The organism is Pseudoalteromonas atlantica (assembly GCA_007988745.1).
GTDB classification, from domain to species: Bacteria; Pseudomonadota; Gammaproteobacteria; order Enterobacterales; family Alteromonadaceae; genus Pseudoalteromonas; species Pseudoalteromonas atlantica.
In genome coordinates, this window is record BJUT01000010.1 from 40151 (window position 1) to 59754 (window position 19604).

The 19604-nt window shown below is 40.4% G+C and carries 18 protein-coding genes and 1 tRNA gene; 4 read left to right on the forward strand and 15 right to left on the reverse strand.

What is annotated here, in order from left to right; translation table 11 throughout:
• Nucleotides 1-123 precede the first annotated feature (123 nt).
• The 3 genes from PAT01_RS06865 to PAT01_RS06875 all read right to left on the reverse strand — a co-directional run bounded on the left by PAT01_RS06865 (nt 124) and on the right by PAT01_RS06875 (nt 1260).
• A tRNA-Ile gene (locus PAT01_RS06865) sits at nt 124-200 on the reverse strand.
• 269 nt (nt 201-469) lie between these two features.
• The gene (locus PAT01_RS06870; protein ID WP_004587604.1) at nt 470-628 is read right to left on the reverse strand and encodes a YqaE/Pmp3 family membrane protein; all 159 of its coding nucleotides are present in this window, start codon (nt 626-628) and stop codon (nt 470-472) included.
• A 65-nt stretch (nt 629-693) separates the two neighbouring features.
• Nucleotides 694-1260: a BON domain-containing protein gene (locus tag PAT01_RS06875; protein WP_154945207.1), complete on the reverse strand. Its 567-nt coding sequence runs from the start codon at nt 1258-1260 to the stop codon at nt 694-696.
• Between the two features lie 317 nt (nt 1261-1577).
• Here PAT01_RS06875 and PAT01_RS06880 point away from each other — a divergent pair, with 317 nt between their 5' ends.
• Complete coding sequence (locus PAT01_RS06880) at nt 1578-2234, forward strand: LiaF domain-containing protein (protein ID WP_121638040.1); 657 nt, start codon at nt 1578-1580, stop codon at nt 2232-2234.
• Nucleotides 2235-2304: 70 nt separating this feature from the next.
• Here the strand turns inward: PAT01_RS06880 and PAT01_RS06885 are convergent, their stop codons facing one another.
• On the reverse strand, nt 2305-2721 hold the full coding sequence (locus PAT01_RS06885; RefSeq protein WP_004587607.1) for a VOC family protein: 417 nt from the start codon (nt 2719-2721) through the stop codon (nt 2305-2307).
• 404 nt (nt 2722-3125) lie between these two features.
• On the opposite strand from PAT01_RS06885, the gene suhB reads away from it, so the two are divergent.
• Nucleotides 3126-3929: an inositol-1-monophosphatase gene (suhB, locus tag PAT01_RS06890; RefSeq protein WP_121638042.1), complete on the forward strand. Its 804-nt coding sequence runs from the start codon at nt 3126-3128 to the stop codon at nt 3927-3929.
• Between the two features lie 53 nt (nt 3930-3982).
• Here the strand turns inward: suhB and PAT01_RS06895 are convergent, their stop codons facing one another.
• The 7 genes from PAT01_RS06895 to queA form a co-directional block, all read right to left on the reverse strand.
• The gene (locus PAT01_RS06895; protein WP_004587609.1) at nt 3983-4792 is read right to left on the reverse strand and encodes a substrate-binding periplasmic protein; all 810 of its coding nucleotides are present in this window, start codon (nt 4790-4792) and stop codon (nt 3983-3985) included.
• A 17-nt stretch (nt 4793-4809) separates the two neighbouring features.
• Nucleotides 4810-6600: a GGDEF domain-containing protein gene (locus PAT01_RS06900; protein ID WP_096740221.1), complete on the reverse strand. Its 1791-nt coding sequence runs from the start codon at nt 6598-6600 to the stop codon at nt 4810-4812.
• 317 nt (nt 6601-6917) lie between these two features.
• A complete protein-coding gene (secF, locus tag PAT01_RS06905; RefSeq protein WP_004587611.1) occupies nt 6918-7865 on the reverse strand; it encodes a protein translocase subunit SecF in 948 nt (315 codons plus the stop codon).
• 9 nt (nt 7866-7874) lie between these two features.
• Nucleotides 7875-9734: a protein translocase subunit SecD gene (gene secD, locus PAT01_RS06910; RefSeq protein WP_004587612.1), complete on the reverse strand. Its 1860-nt coding sequence runs from the start codon at nt 9732-9734 to the stop codon at nt 7875-7877.
• Nucleotides 9735-9753: 19 nt separating this feature from the next.
• Nucleotides 9754-10089, reverse strand: coding sequence for a preprotein translocase subunit YajC (yajC, locus tag PAT01_RS06915; protein WP_004587613.1), 336 nt, complete (start codon nt 10087-10089; stop codon nt 9754-9756).
• A gap of 25 nt (nt 10090-10114) precedes the next feature.
• Nucleotides 10115-11239: a tRNA guanosine(34) transglycosylase Tgt gene (tgt, locus tag PAT01_RS06920; protein WP_004587614.1), complete on the reverse strand. Its 1125-nt coding sequence runs from the start codon at nt 11237-11239 to the stop codon at nt 10115-10117.
• A gap of 175 nt (nt 11240-11414) precedes the next feature.
• Nucleotides 11415-12446 carry a tRNA preQ1(34) S-adenosylmethionine ribosyltransferase-isomerase QueA gene (gene queA, locus PAT01_RS06925; RefSeq protein WP_154945208.1) on the reverse strand — a complete coding sequence of 344 codons (1032 nt, stop codon included), beginning with the start codon at nt 12444-12446 and terminating at the stop codon, nt 11415-11417.
• Between the two features lie 201 nt (nt 12447-12647).
• On the opposite strand from queA, the gene PAT01_RS06930 reads away from it, so the two are divergent.
• Both PAT01_RS06930 and PAT01_RS20225 read left to right on the forward strand, forming a co-directional pair.
• On the forward strand, nt 12648-15179 hold the full coding sequence (locus PAT01_RS06930) for an EAL domain-containing protein (protein WP_121638044.1): 2532 nt from the start codon (nt 12648-12650) through the stop codon (nt 15177-15179).
• 209 nt (nt 15180-15388) lie between these two features.
• Nucleotides 15389-15601 (forward strand): hypothetical protein, encoded by a 213-nt coding sequence (locus PAT01_RS20225; protein ID WP_154945209.1) that lies wholly within the window; start codon nt 15389-15391, stop codon nt 15599-15601.
• Between the two features lie 119 nt (nt 15602-15720).
• On the opposite strand, the gene PAT01_RS06940 is transcribed toward PAT01_RS20225, so the two are convergent.
• The 4 genes from PAT01_RS06940 to phoU all read right to left on the reverse strand — a co-directional run bounded on the left by PAT01_RS06940 (nt 15721) and on the right by phoU (nt 19562).
• Complete coding sequence (locus PAT01_RS06940; protein ID WP_004587618.1) at nt 15721-16641, reverse strand: hydrogen peroxide-inducible genes activator; 921 nt, start codon at nt 16639-16641, stop codon at nt 15721-15723.
• Between the two features lie 82 nt (nt 16642-16723).
• Entirely contained in the window at nt 16724-17992 is a 1269-nt protein-coding gene (locus PAT01_RS06945) for an inorganic phosphate transporter (RefSeq protein WP_024031439.1), read from the reverse strand.
• Between the two features lie 40 nt (nt 17993-18032).
• On the reverse strand, nt 18033-18710 hold the full coding sequence (locus PAT01_RS06950; RefSeq protein ID WP_004587620.1) for a TIGR00153 family protein: 678 nt from the start codon (nt 18708-18710) through the stop codon (nt 18033-18035).
• A 150-nt stretch (nt 18711-18860) separates the two neighbouring features.
• On the reverse strand, nt 18861-19562 hold the full coding sequence (gene phoU, locus PAT01_RS06955; RefSeq protein ID WP_004587621.1) for a phosphate signaling complex protein PhoU: 702 nt from the start codon (nt 19560-19562) through the stop codon (nt 18861-18863).
• Nucleotides 19563-19604: the final 42 nt, after the last annotated feature.

The window sequence follows — 19604 nt, forward strand, 5'->3', positions numbered from 1 at the left end:
ATTATATTCTAGGCTCGAATTTATATGAAACCAGAACAAGCATAGAAATTTATCTATTGCTATTAAAACTATTATCACAGGGTAATTCGGTTAGTAGGTATTTACTTGGAAAGCTTGTAAAAGTGGTGGCCCCTCCCAGACTCGAACTGGGGACCTAACGATTATGAGTCGTGTGCTCTAACCAACTGAGCTAAGGGGCCAACTTTGTATAACTACGAGGTAGTTAATTTTTGAAGCGTTTAGCCACTGAGCGACTAAAGCGGGTTGCAGTATAAAAAGTTTTTTAAGGCTTGTCACTAGCAAAAACCTTTATTTTAACAATCAGTAAGCTGACTGCTTAAATAGTAATCTTTTTGCATGCGAATAGGCAGGAAATAACAGAAAAATAAACACAGAAGTATGTAAGCCGCTTTTTTACAATTTTAATAACTATAAAAAAGTGGCCGGCTCACATTGAACACACCACACATTATTTTTTAGCAATAATGTAGATAGCGTGAATTAAACCAGGGAAGTAACCCAGTAAAGTTAGTAAAATATTTAGCCAAAAGTGCATACCTAAACCAACTTGTAAAAATACACCCAGTGGCGGTAATAAAATCGACAATATTATACGAATGATATCCATGTTGTAGCTCCTTTAAAAATGACAAGCAAAAAGCCCAGCTAAGCTGGGCTTTTTAGTATAGTGTATTATTCAGCAACAATAGTTAGTTCATCTACTACGTCACGAACATCTTCAGCATTTTTAGCGATTTTTACTGCTAACTGCTTTTCAGCTTCTGTTTCAACAGAACCTTTAAGTTTTACTATACCGTTGTCGGTATCAACGTCGATATCTGTACCGTCAACTTCTGAGTCAAATAAGAAACGTGTAGTAATTACTGTGGTGATTTTAGCGTCAGTTAAGTCGTTATCGTCATCATCCATAGTGTCACGATCTTTGTCGTCCATATCCATGTTTTTCACAACAGTTAGGTTGTTTTCTACATCAGATACGCCATCTAGGCTAATTACAAGTTCTTCAGCTAGCTCTTTATCAAGGTCGCTGTTTACTTTACCTGTAAGTACTACCTTGCCATTTTTTACATCAGTGTTAATGTCAAAGTTGTTTAGATTAGTGTTCATAAGAAGCACTGTTTCTGCCTTACCATCAATCCAAGCATCTTTACTTTCATTTTCCCAAGTGCCCGCTTGAGCACCCATAGCTGTAGTACCTAGAACTAAAGTCGCAATCATAGATTTGTTGAATGTTTTCATAATCTTTCTCCTTTTGATTAAAGACACTTTTGTATATGCGAGCTTTAGGCCAACTTTATTAATACTTTAAATTCATGGGGTTAGCTGTTTTATTGGGTATAAATAAAAATACCTCCGAGTAAACATTTACAGGCTATTAGGTAAAACTTTCTTAAGTGGTGAAAATAACGATTATATTGCTGTTTTGGTTAATCTATCGTTAATATAATAAATTAAGCGGAGTTATTAAAATAATAAGCCATTGATATATAGATAGTTAAGTTTTGGTACAGCACTTGCTATGTATAGTGGTAACTCATATAAAAAGGATTATTCCCATGTCTGTAAAAATTGAAGACCGCCCAATAGAGCAAGTTCGCGAACAAGTGATAGACCAACTTATTTATAACTACAGCCATGGCGTTATTTCAGCTGAAGCCTTTGAAAGGCGTTTAGACAGTGCAATGGAAGCAACCGATAATACTGCGTTACTTAATTTAGTAGAGGATTTAACCCTTACTACAGATACCCAGTACAGTGCTCAAAAGCAAACGCAATTTGCCCCTAATTACAGTGCCCAACAAGCGGATGAAGAAAACTTAACACTGCGAAGCATTTTAGGCTCAAGCGAGCGTAGCGGCCAATGGGTGGTGCCTAAAGATATTTATATTCAAAACTATATGGGGTCGATTGTTTTAGATTTTACTGATGCTATTTTTGCCCACCAACATGTTACCGTGCATGTAAATTGTATTTTTGGCAGCGAAGAAATTTACGTACCAGAGCACGTTAATGTAGTTTCTAAAATGTTTTGTATATTAGGTAGTTTTGAAAACAAAACGGTGTCGCTTAATAAGCGCCAAGGCCCCACAATTAACCTAGAAGGTAAAACAGTTTTAGGTTCGGTGGAGGTAAAAGTTAAACGCACCATTAAAGAAAAGTTTGTGAGTTTTGCTAATGATTTAAAGGCCCAGCTTGGGGTGAGTAATAAATAATACGGGTAAAAACACAATGGGTAGAAAAGCCATATTATGCGCTTTTCTACACCGTTGTTTACTGCCTATTTTATAAGTCGTTATTACGCTCGCTTGGAATGTCACTCATATACTGCACAAACTCAACCTCGAATCCTGCTGGGTCTAAGTAATATACGTTTTTTCTAAATGGGTTTTCTGCACCCTCTTTATCAATGCTAAATCCGGCGTGTTTTAAGCGCTGTATAACAGCGTCTAGGTTGTTTGTAACGTAGGCAAAGTGAGCCAGTCCGACTTGGTGCCCTGCCAAATCTCTGTTTTTATGCTCGCCATTATCGCTTATAGCAATGTAATGGTTATCGTCGCCAAAATGTACCCAGCGCTTAGGTTTGCCATACCAGGTGTTATGCCCTTCACTTCTAATTGACCAATAAGGAAAGGCTGCTTGGTAAAATTTAAGCATGGCATTTATATCGTTTACTACTAAATGTACGTGTTCTAATTTCATTATTATTTACCCTAGTTGAATGCTTAAACACAAGATAAAACCTCAAGCTAACTTTAGGTAAAGCACTTTTTTTACTTTTTAGTATTATTGGCGTGTATTGCCCTTGTAAGATTAATTTTTACAACAGTATGTTTGCTAGCAGGACGCGGAAGCTTTGCTTCATGGAAGTTATTGAGCCCCCAAGGCTTCGCACTTCGCGCTGTGATTAAGTTGCCCTTCGGTTGAACAAATTTCAATCCATACACGCCAACATGTCTTAGATACGAATAAATTTACATGCATTTCAAGGCCGTACAAAAAACGCACAAAAGTATTTGGGGTTTATTGTTTACTTTATGGCAAAAGTCGCTAAAATACGCCGGCTTAAATATATAAACGTTCTTTTACAACCCAAAGGTAATACCATGCATCCAATGTTAAACATTGCGGTTCGCGCTGCGCGCAACGCAGGCAAAATTTTACTTCGCGCAAGTGAAGATTTATCAAAAGTTGAAATTCAACAAAAAGGCACTAACGACTTAGTGACTAACATTGATAAAGAAGCCGAAGCCGCAATTCGTGATACAATTTTAAAATCTTACCCTGATCACTGCATTGTTGGTGAAGAACTAGGTGAGCACAAAGGCAAAGATGCAGATTACCAATGGATTGTTGACCCGCTTGATGGCACAACTAACTTCATCAAGGGTATCCCTCATTTCGCGGTTTCTATCGCACTTAAAGTAAAAGGTCGTTTAGACCAAGCTGTAATTTATGATCCAATTCGTGGCGAGCTTTTCACTGCATCTCGTGGTCAAGGCGCACAGCTAAACAGCAAGCGTTTACGCGTTACTAAAACCGTAGAATTAGCTGGTTCAATTTTAGCAACAGGCTTCCCTTTCAAACAAAAACATCACTTAGATGCATACACAGACGCGTTTAAAGCATTGTTTACACAAACTGCTGATATTCGTCGTGCAGGTTCTGCAGCGCTAGATATGGCGTATGTAGCTGCGGGCCGTGTTGATGGCTTTTTTGAAATTGGTTTAAAACCGTGGGACACAGCAGCAGGCGAGTTACTTGTAAAAGAAGCTGGCGGCATGGTTGTTGATTTTGCAGGTGGCGTTAACTACAACAATAGCGGTAACATTATTTGTGGTGCACCTAAGCTTACGCAAGCAATTATCCGTGAAATTCGCCCAGTATTACCTGAAGCGTTACTTCGCTAATAAAGTGCATGTAACCCTATTATAAAAAAGGAGCCTATGGCTCCTTTTTTGTTTTAAAAGTAAGGGTTATCGAGCTTTAGCTCCGTGGTATAACCTTTTGTAAAAGGGAGAGAGTTTATGTCTTTTGCAAAATACTCATCAAATAACGCATCAAACTCTCCGCTGTTTTGCATGTTTTGCAACCCAAGCTCTATGGCTTGCGCTAAAGCTGGCTTACTACTTACAACAAAATAATAAATACCGGTGGGATAACTAATAAATAAATTAGGCACAATAACTAAGTTACTCTGCGCATTGGCAACAAGCTCAGAATTAACTTCGATAAATGAGCGAGGAAAGTAATCGATTCTGCCCCGGCTAGTAAGCGTAAACATAGCTTGATAGTTACTCAGCGGCCTTACATGTAAGCCGTTATAGGCCATTATTTTTGTATCTGGCCAATCATGCCCTTGCACTGCCGAGAGCTCACTTAATTGCGCCAAAGTGGTAATGCCTTTAAATTTTTCGACATTTTTTTTACTGGTTAATAAAACGCGCTTACCTATAAAGCCTTTAAATAGCGGGACTTTAACGGCTATTGCCCGTGCCTCTCGTTCTGGGCTGCTCATGCTCCAATAAACATCTAACTCTGTTTTATCTAGCTCAATCAGGTCACGCTGTTGCTGTAAGCTCACTGGCTGCATTTTTATGTCTACAGGGTAATTAGCCCGCTCTAGGGCTCGTGTTAATAGCTCACTTAGGTATTCTTCACGGGCATTTTGCACACTTTGCTTTTGAGCAACATTAACAATTTCTACCCCTTGCACAAAAAAACTAACCGCAAATAAAGCAAACCCACCAACAACTACTTTTAATGGCAACATAATAATTACCTATTTTTTTATACCACCTGTTTATTCTCTGGTGCTAAGCGCACTACGGCAGGCGCAGGCTTTCTGCGCTTACAAATAAACAAATAACTATGGCGATACCGCTTAGCCTCTTTTTTAGCATCTGTTGCAAGTGCTGCAACTTGATGGCTGTTTTTACATTCTTGTAAGTCGGGCTCCACAAGGCCAATTGATAACGTAAGTAAAGGTACAAATTGCTTTTCTCCCTCACGATTTGTAGCCCAGTAGCCTTTGCTCTTAATGTGCTCAGGCGTAAAAAAAGTGCGTGATTGCAGTTCAAACTGCTCAATTATGGTATTACAAATATACACAGCATCTGATTGGTCAAACACAACCATAAAGTCATCACCACCTATATGTCCTACAAAGTTAGCACTGTTTTCGCATGCTTGCACGGTTACATCTGCCAATAATTTAATCACACTATCGCCACTGGCATAGCCGTATAAATCATTGAACTGCTTAAAGTGATTAAGATCTATATAGGCAAGCGAAAACGCACTTTGTGAGCGTAACCTTTGCTCTATTGCCTCATTAATCGCTACATTACCAGGGAGCATGGTGAGTGGGTTAGCATGCTGGGCGTGACGAATTTTTTCTTCTGTTATGTGCTTTAGAATATCACGCAATGGGGCAAGCCCTAGGTAACGTTTATTTCGGGTGATCACAATATGGCGGCGAATATCAAAGTCTTGCTCTGTAATTTGCTGACTCACGCTATCAAGAAGTTGGTTTTCATCCACCACTAAAGGTTGTTTATCCATAAAGTCGGTTACGGGGCACTTGTCGTAAAGTGCATGGCCATAGGGCGCAGCAAACACCTCAGTGAGCTGATCTTTATGTAGTAACCCAACCGGTTGGCCGGCTTTATTTAAAACCGCTAGGCTCATCACGGCTTTATCTTTTTCGAATAGCTTGTGGGCGTCTTTACAACGGGTTTCGCTGTCTATTGCTTCTTGTGTAACAGCAAGCCAGCCAATCGCCATTGATTGATCAAACGTATTGCTTGGCTGTTTAAAGTTCAATGCTTGTAATTGCTCTGAGCTGTAATCAAGGCTTGGATTTGAGTTTGGTTTTTCCAGTAAAAAACCTTGTACGTTTGCTATCCCTAAGCTTTCAACATAGGCAAGCTCTTCTACTCTTTCTATGCCTTCGGCTATTACTGCGGTGTTTGTTGCTTTTGCGAGTACCGTAATCGATTTTAAAAACTCTTTTTTAACTTCGCTTTCATCGCAATGATCAATAAAGTAACGGTCGATTTTTACAAAGTCGGGGCATAGTTCAGACCACTGTTTTAAGCCCGAGTAACCAGCACCTAAATCGTCAATGGCAATGGTAAAACCCAGCTCGCGGTAGTGTGCAATTGTTTTTAATAATAAAAAACCATCGTCGACCTTTTCTTGCTCTGTCACCTCAATTACCACGCGGTTTGCTGCTAAACCAAACTGCTCTATTAAGTGCAAGGTTTCACCTTTTGGGTGGCAAGGGTCGAGCAAGGTTTTAGGGCTTACATTTAAAAATAACTTACCGTTTAGATTAAGCTTTACAAAGTTTTCAATTGCTTTTGAGCGGCATAATAGCTCAAGCTCTGAAATTAAAGCGTGTTCACTGGCCGCTTCAAACAGTCGGTTAGGCATTTCCAAAGGGCTGTTTTTAGGCCCTCGACTTAGCGCTTCGTAACCTATAATTGTTTGATTAGCTATATCAAAAATAGGCTGAAATAACGTGGTTATTTCACCGTTACTTAAAATGTACTCTAGTACTTTGCGCTGCATCGTCACTGCAAAACCTGATTGTCGTTTAATAGGGGCATTAAAGTAGCAAGCCTGTATGACAATTTTATGGCATTAGGTGCTATTGACCTTTCAGGATTAAATTTGCTCAATTTAGGGGCGGTACAATCTAAGCGCTAAGTTTATAGCCTAATATACTGTTAACTATTCATACGTTATTGTAATGGCTTAATTATATAACCGGCTCAAGGCTTTAAGTTCAGCCTAAAAAGCGTGTACGTTTAATCTTAAAGCAACCAAGCTCTATAAAACCGCGCGCAATAAAAAACCGCTCAATTGAGCGGTTTTATTTAGCGTTAACTCTATTACGGCAATGCGTCTAGGTCTGCGCCTTCTTTTTCAATTACCTCTGGTATTAAATCTTCTTTACTTACGCCCATGGTAATAGCTACCGAGCTTGCAACGTAAACTGAAGAATAAGTACCAATGAACACACCAAATAACAGGGCTGTAGCAAAGCCATGAATGGTTTGTCCGCCCCACACAAATAGCGCAATCAATACCAAAATAGTGGTGATTGACGTTACAAGTGTACGGTTAAGTGTTTGCGTTAACGACATGTCGATAATTTCGATAGTGTCGTCGATGCGTACTTTACGGAAGTTTTCACGAATACGGTCAGATACAACAATAGTATCGTTAAGTGAGTAACCAATTACCGCCAATATTGCCGCTAAAATAGTTAAGTCAAACTCTAACCCTAATACAGAAAACAAACCCACTGTAATAATTACATCGTGTAATAGTGCACCTACCGCGCCCACAGCAAAACGCCACTCAAAGCGAAATGCCACGTAAATCAAAATACAAATAAGCGCAGTTAACATGGCAAGGCCACCCTGCTCTTTTAAGTCTTCCCCTACGCTTGGGCCTACAAACTCAATGCGGCGCATTACTACGCTCTCATCAGCTTGCTTTAAGGCAGTAATAACTTGGTTACCAATAACTTCGGCTTTTACTTCACTGCCACGCGGCGCTAAACGAACCAAAATATCTTGGCTAGAACCAAACAGCTGCACTGAGGCATCGGCAAACCCGTTTTCAGCTAATACTGAGCGTACTTTTTTCAAATCTGCAGGTTGCGAAAAACCAACCTCTACAGCGGTACCGCCAGTAAAATCTAAACCAAAGTTTAAACCTTTGATAAAAATTGAGGCAAACGACGCTAAAATTAATAGCGTAGAAAAACCCATTGCCACTTTACGAAGTGACATGAAACGTAGGGTTTTACCACCCAAACTTAAAATTTGCATGTCCGCTCCTTAAATTGAAAGTTTATCAATGCGCTTACCACCAATAAATAAGTTAATTACCGCACGGGTACCAACTATGGCTGTAAACATTGAAGTTAAAATACCAATTGCCAGCGTTACGGCAAAACCTGCAATAGGGCCAGTGCCTACTGCAAATAAAATAACCGCAGCAATTAAGGTGGTAATATTGGCATCAAAAATAGTACTAAAGGCGCTATCGTAACCAAAATGAACGGCTTGTTGAGGGCTGCGGCCATCGGCCAGCTCTTCACGAATACGCTCAAAAATAAGTACGTTAGCATCAACCGCCATACCCACTGTTAATACAATACCGGCAATACCTGGCAGCGTTAGAGTGGCTCCTGGGATTAACGACATTACACCTACAATAAGCACTAAGTTAGCTGCTAGTGCAATGTTGGCAACTAAACCAAACCCTTTGTAGTAAATAAGCATAAAGGCAAGTACAAACGCAAAGCCAAGGGCTACAGCTGTCATGCCGGCTTCAATGTTTTCTTGACCTAGGCTTGGGCCTACTGTGCGCTCTTCAACAATTTGAATTGGCGCTACTAATGCACCGGCGCGTAATAGTAAGCTTAAGTTGTGGGCTTCGGCTGGGTTATCAATACCTGTAATACGGAATGAGCGGTCAAGACGAGCCTGAATAGTCGCAACGTTAATAACCTCTTCTACCTTAATAGGTGGAAGTGCTTTACCGTCAGCATCTTTTTTACCCGATGGCTTGTATTCAATAAATACCGTTGCCATGCGCTTACCAATAGCACGCTTGGTAAAGGCATTCATTTTTGCCCCGCCTTTGCTATCTAAGGTAATGCTTACTTGTGGGCGCTGGTATTCGTCGTTTCCTGATTGCGCACCAGTGATATGGCTACCTTCAAGAATGACACGTTTTTTAAGTACCACAGGGTAGCCATCACGGCTCATGATCATTTCTGTGCCCGCAGGAATACGTCCTTGAGCAGCAGCACTTGGATCTGCGTTTTCGTCTACTTCACGAAATTCAAGCGTGGCCGTTGCACCTAAAATTTCTTTAGCGCGTGCTGTATCTTGTACACCTGGTAGTTGCACAATAATACGCTCAGCACCTTGGCGCTGTACGTTAGGCTCTGCAACACCAATTTGGTTAATACGATTACGAATAATGGTTTCGTTTTGCTTAATAGCGTAGTCACGTATTTCTTTAAGCTTTTGCTCACTCATAGTGGCAAAAAATGCGCGATCGTTACTGCTATCATCAATGTATACGTTTAGTGGGTAGCGCGATGCTAAAAAGCGTTCAGCCGCTTCTTTATCTTCTTCGGTACGCATTTCTACACGCATACGCTCAGATCCCGCTACGCGGCGAACACTACGGTAACGAAGTTTTTCTTCGCGTAGGTCGCTACGAAAATCTTGTTCCATTTGCTCTAGCTGATTATCTACCGCGGTTGCCATATCGATTTCCATGGTGAAGTGAACACCACCACTTAAATCAAGACCTAGCTTCATAGGGTTACCACCCAATGATTTTAACCATGCAGGTTGCGCAGGTGCCATATTAATAGCAGAGATATAATCGTCGCTAAGAGAATTACGCAGTAAGTCTTGCGCTTTTAGCTGTTCTTCAACATTTTTAAAACGTACTAATACTTGGCCGCCTTCAAGCACGGTAGACTTAGCTGTTACATTATGTTGTTTGAGGGTTGCGTTTACTTTGTCTACTACACTGAGATCGACATCTGCGCCTTTTGCCCCCGAAACCTGAATGGCCGGATCGCGGCCATACAGGTTTGGAGAAGCATATAAAAGGCCAATGGCTACCACAGCTAAAACAAGTAAATACTTCCAAATTGGAAACTTGTTTAACACAGGCATGTCCTTTTTATTTTTATAGTGACTTCATTGTGCCTTTAGGCAATACAGCAGATACTGCCGATTTTTGTACTGTTACTTCAGCTTGCTCATTTAAAGAAATCACGATGAAATCTTTATCTTCAGTAATTTTAACAATTTTACCTACTAAACCGCCTTGGGTAAGTACTTCATCACCTTTAGCCATCGCGCTCATAAGGCTTTTGTGCTCTTTAACACGCTTAGCTTGTGGGCGGTAAATTAAAAAGTAAAAAACTAAACCGAAAATAGCTAACATAATTAGCATTTCCCAGCCACCACTTGCAGCAGGTTGACCAGCAGCGGCGTGTGCGTTTGAAATAAATAAACTCATAATACTTCCTCTATATTTTTAAATTTTAATTTATATCTGCAAGCTCTGGCACGTCTTGGCCACGGCGAGCATAAAAATCACTAACAAATTCTTCTAGTTTACCTTCGCTAATTGCATTGCGTAGGCCTTCCATAACACGCTGATAGTAACGTAAGTTATGGATTGTGTTTAGTCGTGCGCCTAAAATTTCGTTACATTTATCAAGGTGATGTAAATAAGCACGCGAATAATTTTTACAGGTATGACAATCACACTCAGGATCAAGTGGGCCAGTGTCTGTTTTATGTACTGCGTTACGAATTTTAATTGTACCTGTGGTAATAAATAAATGACCATTACGTGCATTACGGGTAGGCATTACACAGTCAAACATGTCAATACCACGGCGTACAGACTCAACTAAGTCTTCAGGTTTACCTACACCCATTAAGTAGCGCGGTTTGTCTTCTGGCATTTTGTACGCACAATGATCAAGAATATTCATCATTTCGTTTTTAGGCTCACCAACCGATAGGCCGCCTAATGCGTAACCATCAAAGCCAATTTCTTCTAGGCCTTTTTGTGATTGTGCACGTAACTCTGGGTACATACCACCTTGAATAATACCAAATAAGGCTGATGGGTTATCGCCGTGGCCTTCTTTAGAGCGCTTAGCCCAACGAAGCGATAGCTCCATTGAGTCTTTTGCTTCTTTTTCGGTGGCAGGGTATGGCGTACATTCGTCAAAAATCATGACGATGTCTGAGCCTAAATCACGCTGTACTTCCATTGATTTTTCAGGCGACATCATAATTTGGTCACCATTTACCGGCGATTGGAACAACACGCCTTCTTCGGTAATTTTACGCATAGCACCAAGGCTAAATACTTGGAAACCACCTGAGTCGGTTAAAATTGGAAAGTCCCAATTCATAAAGTCGTGTAAATCACCGTGTTGTTTAATGATTTCAGTACCTGGGCGTAGCATTAAATGAAAGGTGTTACCCAAACAAATTTGTGCCCCTGTGGCTTTAACTTCATCTGGGGTCATGCCCTTAACAGTACCGTAAGTACCTACTGGCATAAATGCAGGCGTTTCTATTACACCACGGTCAAAAATCAAGCGGCCGCGGCGCGCTTTTCCGTCGGTGCGGTCTAATTCAAATTTCATATCATCCTCAATGTCGGAAAAACAGTCCAACAAGCTATAATTTAACCGCTCGATTCTACCCTTTTTGCCCCGTTATTACTATTAGCTGCGCTAAATTCACTGCGTATTAGCGCAGGCAAATAAAAACCCAGCGTGCGAGCTGGGCTTTTAAAAACGGTACCGGATAAAAACGTGCTTATTTACGTGTTAAAAACATCGCATCGCCGTAGCTAAAAAAGCGGTACTTTTGTTCTATAGCCGTGTTGTACGCGCCCATAATGTTATCTTGGCCGCTAAAGGCACTTACTAGCATTATGAGGGTTGATTCTGGCAAGTGGAAATTAGTCACCATGGCATCAACTACATTAAACTGATAACCCGGAAAAATAAAAATATCGGTATCGCCAAAATAGCTCTCTAATTTACCGCCGTGTACTTTTGCTGCCGACTCCAGCGAGCGCACAGAAGTAGTTCCCACAGCTATAACACGGCCACCGTTAGCTTTTGTATTAGCAACAGCGTGAACCACCTCATCAGGTACTTCAATGTATTCAGAGTGCATGACATGTTCATCTACGCTTTCTACACGCACCGGCTGAAACGTACCTGCGCCAACATGTAGCGTAACAAACGCCATGTTTACGCCTTTTTGTTTTAATGCCGCCATTAGCTTATCGTCAAAATGCAGCCCTGCTGTAGGCGCTGCTACTGCACCGGGCTTTTCGCCATAAACGGTTTGATAACGCTCGCGGTCAGCTTCGGTGTCTGGGCGGTCAATGTAAGGAGGTAAAGGCATGTGGCCAATGTCGTTTAGAATATCGAGTACATTTTGGCTGCGATCAAATTCAAGCTCAAATAACGTATCGTGACGCGCGATCATTGTCGCTTTTGCTTTGCCTTCTAAAATAACTTCGTTACCAGGCTTTAACGACTTACTTGCTCTTACATGGGCAAGTACGCGGTGTTCATCAACTACACGCTCTACAAGTACTTCGACCTTACCGCCAGAGGCTTTTTGGCCAAACATACGGGCAGGAATAACGCGGGTATTATTAAATACTAATAAGTCACCTTCGTTTACTAAATCAAGTAGGTCGCTAAACACTTTGTGTTCAACGTTGCCAGTTGGGCCATCTAGGGTTAGTAAACGGCTACTGGTTCTTTCTTGTTTAGGAAAACGAGCAATTAATTCATCAGGTAAGTCAAAGCTAAAGTCAGCCACGCGCATAGTCGGTATTCCACATCATTAAAATCGCGCCAAGTGTATATCTATCCTCGGCTAAGCTCAAGATATCTACCACAGTTGAGAGGATTCGCCCTATTTTAGATACATTTGAGTAACTACTTTAAATAATCTTGTTCTTATTGGTAAATATCATTATTCTTACTGTCCTTAATAATGATGGTTTAGTTTTGGGGTTATAAAAAAGTGGCAGATAAGCTGAAGTTGCTCATTCTAAACGCAAGTAGCGAAGAACGCCGCACTATACGCGCCACTTTAGAGTACTTAAACGTATTTGAATTTATTGAAGCCGCAGATAGCCTAGATGCACTCACCCTGTTAAAAAAGCAGCCAGTAAACATGATTATTACGGGCTTAAGCGTGGGGAAAATAGATGGCTGGCGTTTTTCTCGCATGATCCGCTCAGGCTTACTTAACACCCCAAAAAACACCCCTATTTTACTTATTCCGCCTATTTACTGTGAGCGTATAGCAGAAACCACCGCTCGTAGTTATGGCATAGATGCCGTACTGCCTTTTGAGCACCAAGATATGCTGCCGCAGGTGCTGGCCAATGTTCTGTCTACGCATTTAGAAAAAAGCAGCCGCCTTAATTTACTCTTGCTTGAACCAATAGCGCAAAAAGCCGATGAAATAGCAGAGCAACTTAAGCTCAATTTTGCCATTACCCATGTCACCTCAAGCCAAAGTGCTTTAAATGCTTACAACCAACAACAATTTGCTATTGTACTGCTTGATGCAACCGCGTCGCGCGCAGATACTTCAAGTGTTTTAGTCGAAGAAATACTGCAACATAACCCTAAACAAGCCATTGTAACTATTATTGATAATAACGATGCCGACTATGCAGAGCAGCTGCTGCTATCCGGCGTTACCGACTTTATAAGAGCGCCATACGACCCTTCGTTTTTAAATAAAGTATGTGACCATGCTGCGCGCCGTGAAGACTTTATGGTTAGTTATGCTGAGTTTGCCCAAAAGGTTGAACAGTTAAGTATTAGCGAAGTACGCTACAAAGAGCTGTTTTCGGCGCACCAACGCATTTTGCTGCATTTAAATACGGTGGTTTTAGAGCTCGACCAACAAGGTAAAATTCGCTTTATCAATCCTGCTTGGGAAACACTAAGTGGCTTTGGGGTTAAATCGTCTTTGCAAAAATCATTAATCGATTATTGCTCTGATGAATGCCAAGTAAAACTAAATACGACCATTAACGATATTCTTAATGGCGGCATGCACCAGCAGCAAGTCGAGATTCAACTTAATCATAAAAATGGCAATCAGATTTGGGTGGAATGCCGCTTACAGCTAATAAAAAACAGCCGTAATAATGCCACCATTACTGCCACAATCGACAACATACACGAGCGTAAACAAGCTGAATTAAAGCTGCGCCACTTAGCCTTGCACGATACGCTAACAGGTTTACATAATCGTTATTATTTTGATCAACAACTCAATAAAATATGCCAAACCAAGCACACCTATGGTGATGTAGAGCACGCACTTATTTACATCGATTTAGATCATTTTAAAATAATTAACGACAGCAAAGGCCACCAACAAGGCGACATTGTACTAAAAGATGTAGCTCAATTATTTGAAGCCAACATTAGCGCTAAACATTTAGTGTGTAGAATAGGCGGTGACGAATTTGCTGTTATTTTAAAAAATACGCAGCTGCTTGACGCTCACCTAATTGCAGAGAGTATTTGTAGCGCGATTGAACAGCACGAGTTTAAATCTGAAGACCAAGTGTATTCAATCAGCTGCTCTATTGGATTAACGCAAATAACAGCTAAAAATTGCGACCCGAGTGAGTGCCTCAAGCAAGCCGATATAGCCTTATATATTGCTAAAAGTTTAGGCCGTAACCTAGTCCACTGCTACTCAAAAGAAGATGCGCAAAATAACACCTTGCAAACAGGGCTTGAGTGGGGCCATGAGATTCGACAAGCACTTCAGCAAGATAACGTAGAGCTGCACTATCAGCCAATATGGGACTTTAAAGCCAATAAAGTGGCTTATTTTGAAGCGTTACTGCGTTTAAAAGTAGACGATAAACTTATTTTCCCTAATCAATTTATTCCCTCTCTTGAGCTGCTAAACGACACCTTTTTAATGGACCAATGTGTTATTCGCAATGCCATTGCTAGCGTGGCTGAACACCCAGATTTAAATCAAGTGGCTATTAACCTTTCTGCCCAATCGTTTTTAGATGAGCGCTTAGTGCCACATATAGAATCGAGCCTAGAAAAATACCACGTACCGCCTTCGCGTATTATTTTTGAAATTACCGAGTCAGCCTCAGTTAACAATTTAAAAGCCACCCGTAAAATGATAGAAAAACTAAACAGTTTAGGCTGTCATTTTTCTATTGATGATTTTGGTACAGGCTTTAGCACATTTAACTATTTAAAACAGTTACCTGCACAACATGTAAAAATAGATGGCTCGTTTGTACGCGACATGATTAACGACCCCATTGACTTAGCACTGGTTAAGGCCATTAACGATATAAGCCGCTCCCTTGATAAGCGCTCTGTGGCAGAATACGTAGAAAGCGAAGAGATATTTTTTGCACTAAAAGAGATTGGTGTTGACTACGGACAAGGCTATTTTATTGCCCGTCCCGTGCCTGTAGAAAAAGTACAATCAACGCTTAAAATTATTTACCAGAAGAAACCTTTTATCCAACAACACACTAGCGCCAGCTAAACATTTTTAAACAGTTTTAAGCATTTTATTACTATCATTATTGCACTTATTGCCTATACTTTACGTACCACTTAGTAAATGTCTTGTTATTTTGATGATTTAACAATAAAAACATGACATTACCTATAAGCATACATGACATTACCTATAAGCATACATGACTAGCAATTACATAGAGGTTAAAGCTTGTCAGGTTTAAGGAGGAAGGTATGACGCAGTTGATTATTTTACTTCTCGTAATACATTGTGTAATTGCGTATCAGTGCTACCGGTACGCGCAGCTAAAGGGCTACCCAGTAGGCGTATTCGCTACTTTAGGCCTACTCCCGTATTTTAATGTAGTGGTTTGGATTTACTTGCTTTTTCTACCCGAACTCGAACCCTTTGAAAGCCAAACACATAGCAAACAGCAGCCCTTGTAGGCTGCTGTTTTGTTTATGCTACGCGAGTGCTTAATAGTGACCAATAACCACACTTCACAGACCCTGTTTACCTAAAGCAACATATTACTGCTGCACTTTAACCTTAAAGGTAAATAGGCTTAACTCTCAAAGTCTAAGCTACATTGGCGAGCCAAAAACACTTCTAGCTGTTGGCTGAATAACTTAAAGTCGCGAATTCTTCCTGTGGTTTTACGCCACAGTATGCCTATATCTCTGTAGGCATCGCCTTGCGATGGGGTTGCTATCATGTTTTTATCTTTAAGAATGCCCGCATTAATCGCCATTTGCGGTAAAAATGTAACCCCTAACTGATGCTCTACCATGCTTAATAAGGTATGTAAGCTTGCAGCTTCAAAAGGGTTAATACAACTTGAGCGGTTTAGATGACACGCACTCAATGCATGCCCCGTCATACAATGCTCTCGCTCTAATAAAAACACACTAGCATCGGGTAACAAGTTAAAGTCTTCAACGCCTTTAGCAGGGCTGTAATCTTTATGGTGCACTAAACTAAAGTGATCTTTAGCCAATACTTGAGTATGAAACTTCTCCGTTTGGTACGGTAAGGCTAATAAGGCTAAATCAATATGGCCGTGTTCAAGCTTATCTAATAACTTGTCGCTGGTATCTTCAACAAGTACCAACTCTAAATCACAAAAGGTTTGCTTACAAAAGTGATACAAAGGCGCCGCTATAAAGCTGGCGATAGTGGGTATAACCCCTACCACTAACTTACCACTGAGTGGCGTTAAAAAGCTTTTGGTTAGCTCTTTTAAACTAATTGTATCGTTAATAATTTTACGAGAGCGCTCAACGACCTCTTCACCAATACTGGTAAACATAAGGCTGCGATTTTCTCGCTCAATTAGCTGACAACCGAGTGTTTCTTCAAGGTTTTGAATTGCACTGCTTAAAGTAGATTGCCCAATAAAGCACGCACTTGCTGCACGGCCAAAATGCTGGTGCTGATGTACAGCTAATAAATACTGTAGCTGTTTAATACTTGGTAGGTTGGTCATTTTTTCTTTCCACAAATAAAAAGACCCCAACACCTAGGGCGTTGAGATCTTTTCAAGCTAAAAGTCTTTGAGTACTTTTTTGTTAAACCCCAAACGCGGTTCTTAGTACGTAGAAAATAACAATAGCAAGGGCAGCGCCAACTGGCAATGTAATTACCCAAGAAACTACAATGTTTCTGATAACACCCATGTTAAGTGCAGCAATACCACGTGCCATACCTACACCTAATACCGCACCAACTAAGGTTTGTGTAGTAGAAATTGGCATACCTGTACCTGATGCAATAACAACGGTAGACGCAGCAGCTAATTCTGCAGCAAAACCACGGCTAGGCGTTAAGTGAGTAATACCTTCACCTATCGTTTTAATTACCTTTTTACCTAAAATAGCAAGACCGGCAACAATACCAAAACCACCTAGTGGTAAAATCCACCAAGCAATAGCCGCTTTTTTAGCAATTTCACCATTGCTTTCAACAATGTTCACAACCGCAGCAAGTGGACCAATTGCATTCGCTACATCGTTTGAGCCATGCGCAAACGCCATACAACACGCTGTTAATACCATTAATACCGCAAATACTTTTTCTACGTTATTAAATTGCATTTGTTTATCGGCTTTAGGGTCGATATTTAAACGTGAAATCGCAATTTTACCAATAATAGCTACAATCACAGCAATCGCGATCGCAATTAAATAACCTTCAGTAGCGCCTAGGTTAATACCTATATGCTTTAAGCCTTTTTTGATTGTTACTAGCGCCATAATAAAGCCCGCTAAACCCATGTACAAAGGTACAAAGCGTTTTGCGTTTTTAAGTGGTGCATCAGTATCAAAAATCAGCTTTTGCGCACTCATGAAGATTAAGTAAGCAATAAAGCCCGAAATAGCAGGTGTAATAATCCAGCTACCTACAATACCACCTACTTTATTCCATTGAATAGCCTCTGTACCCACTGCAACTAATGCAAAACCAATGATTGCACCAATAATTGAGTGAGTTGTTGAAACAGGCCAACCTAAAAATGAGGCAATTAATAGCCAAGTACCTGCTGCAAAAAGTGCAGAGATCATACCTAAAACCATTAAATCAGGGAGAGCAGCAAAAGGCGCAGCATCAATAATACCTTTACGGATTGTTGATGTAACCTCACCACCTGCTAAGTAAGCACCAGCAAATTCAAAAATCATAGCAATAATAATTGCTTGTTTAATTGTTAACGCTTTTGAACCTACCGAAGTACCCATCGCATTAGCAACGTCGTTCGCGCCAATACCATAAGCCATAAAAAAGCCGACTGCTGCGGCAATTAAAACTAATACCGTGCCGTAAGATGCAATGATATCCATTGTGTAACCTTAATCTTTCGTTTGAACTGATTTTTATAAATTAACGAGCTAGCATCAGCTCAAGACGTGATCCTACGCGCTCTGCAATATCTGCAAGTTCGCCAACCCATTCAATTATTTTGTATAAAAACATAACATCAATTGGGTTTAGCTCGCTTTCTACATCGCGTAGTTGGCGGCGTACTTTAATTTGCATTTCATCCGTGTCTTGTTCTATGGCATCCAATTCTACGAGCATTTTTTCTACTAAAGTCACCTCGCGACCTTTAAAGCCCGTTTCTAACAATTCTTCTAACTCATTAATTGCTTTTGATGCTTGTTTAGTCGCATCAACACAACGTGTTAGATAAGCTAAAAAGTCTGCTTGCATAGCGCTAGGAATTGTCATTTCACGGCCAATTACGCGCCCTGCAATGTCTTTAGCCTTATTTGCTATTTTATCTTGTTGAGTTACGAGTTCGAGCAGATCTGTACGCTCTACCGGCATGAATAAACCACGCGGTAATTGTAAGCGTATATCTCTTTTCATATCATCAGCTTCACGCTCTAAATTACGAATAGTTAAGCGAAGCTCTTCTGCTTGCTGCCACTCTTCTTTAAATACGTGATTAAAAAAAGGTATCAAGGCTTTACTTGCTTGATGAACCTTCTTGATGTGTTCTTCCATTGGTTTGATAGGAGATTTTGCAAATACTCCTAAAAACGCGTTTGTAGGCATAACTGACCCTTTAATCAAATTGATATGCTTTGCAGCATGAATTTTACAGTATTAGCCGCGATTGTGAACGCTTTTTATTATTTCATCATGGCTAACAATGCATAAAGCGGCACTAAGCCGCTTTAATAAAAAAGAATGATAGATAAAAACCTACAACGATTTTTCTATATCTTCTTGAGATGTATGACGAATATCTTTGCCGTTAACAAAATAAATAATGTATTCCGCAATATTTTGGCAACGGTCGCCAATACGCTCTAATGAACGTACAGACCATACTAAATCCATAATTTTAGGAATTGAGCGTGGATCTTCCATCATGTAAGTCATAATTTGACGCGTGATTGCTTCATATTCACGGTCAACTTTTGCATCTTCTTTATGTACTTCAAAGGCGCGTTGTACATCCATGCGCGCAAACGCATCAAGTACATCGTGTAGCATTTTTAAAACTTGGCGACCCATGTTTTCAATATTCACTAATAAATCTTGCTGATCTTTAGTAAATGAATCAAGTGCCACTTTAGCAATGCGCTCTGCTTCATCGCCAATGCGCTCTAAATCGGCAATCGTTTTTGCAATAGCAATTACTAAGCGTAAATCGCTCGCTGCAGGCTGACGACGAGCAATGATGCGCGTACATTCATCATCAATGCTAACTTCCATTGCATTTACTTTGTAATCGTTCTGGCGTACTTTTTGTGCCAGTTCAGCATCATTGCGACTTACTGCATCTAATGCACTGCTTAGCTGCTGCTCAACTAGGCCACCCATGTTAAGTACATGGTTACGAACATTTTCTAGCTCTTGGTTAAAGCGCCCAGAAATATGCTTATTTATATTATGTTCCATAATTACCTTCTCTTAAATTCGTTTACAACACTAAAACGTATA

Coding starts and splice junctions, on each gene's coding strand:
- PAT01_RS06870 (WP_004587604.1), bottom strand. CDS start 628: ATGGATATCATTCGTATAATATTGTCGATTTTATTACCGCCACTGGGT.
- PAT01_RS06875 (WP_154945207.1), bottom strand. CDS start 1,260: ATGAAAACATTCAACAAATCTATGATTGCGACTTTAGTTCTAGGTACT.
- PAT01_RS06880 (WP_121638040.1), top strand. CDS start 1,578: ATGTCTGTAAAAATTGAAGACCGCCCAATAGAGCAAGTTCGCGAACAA.
- PAT01_RS06885 (WP_004587607.1), bottom strand. CDS start 2,721: ATGAAATTAGAACACGTACATTTAGTAGTAAACGATATAAATGCCATG.
- suhB (WP_121638042.1), top strand. CDS start 3,126: ATGCATCCAATGTTAAACATTGCGGTTCGCGCTGCGCGCAACGCAGGC.
- PAT01_RS06895 (WP_004587609.1), bottom strand. CDS start 4,792: ATGTTGCCATTAAAAGTAGTTGTTGGTGGGTTTGCTTTATTTGCGGTT.
- secF (WP_004587611.1), bottom strand. CDS start 7,865: ATGCAAATTTTAAGTTTGGGTGGTAAAACCCTACGTTTCATGTCACTT.
- yajC (WP_004587613.1), bottom strand. CDS start 10,089: ATGAGTTTATTTATTTCAAACGCACACGCCGCTGCTGGTCAACCTGCT.
- tgt (WP_004587614.1), bottom strand. CDS start 11,239: ATGAAATTTGAATTAGACCGCACCGACGGAAAAGCGCGCCGCGGCCGC.
- queA (WP_154945208.1), bottom strand. CDS start 12,446: ATGCGCGTGGCTGACTTTAGCTTTGACTTACCTGATGAATTAATTGCT.
- PAT01_RS20225 (WP_154945209.1), top strand. CDS start 15,389: ATGACGCAGTTGATTATTTTACTTCTCGTAATACATTGTGTAATTGCG.
- PAT01_RS06940 (WP_004587618.1), bottom strand. CDS start 16,641: ATGACCAACCTACCAAGTATTAAACAGCTACAGTATTTATTAGCTGTA.
- PAT01_RS06945 (WP_024031439.1), bottom strand. CDS start 17,992: ATGGATATCATTGCATCTTACGGCACGGTATTAGTTTTAATTGCCGCA.
- PAT01_RS06950 (WP_004587620.1), bottom strand. CDS start 18,710: ATGCCTACAAACGCGTTTTTAGGAGTATTTGCAAAATCTCCTATCAAA.
- phoU (WP_004587621.1), bottom strand. CDS start 19,562: ATGGAACATAATATAAATAAGCATATTTCTGGGCGCTTTAACCAAGAG.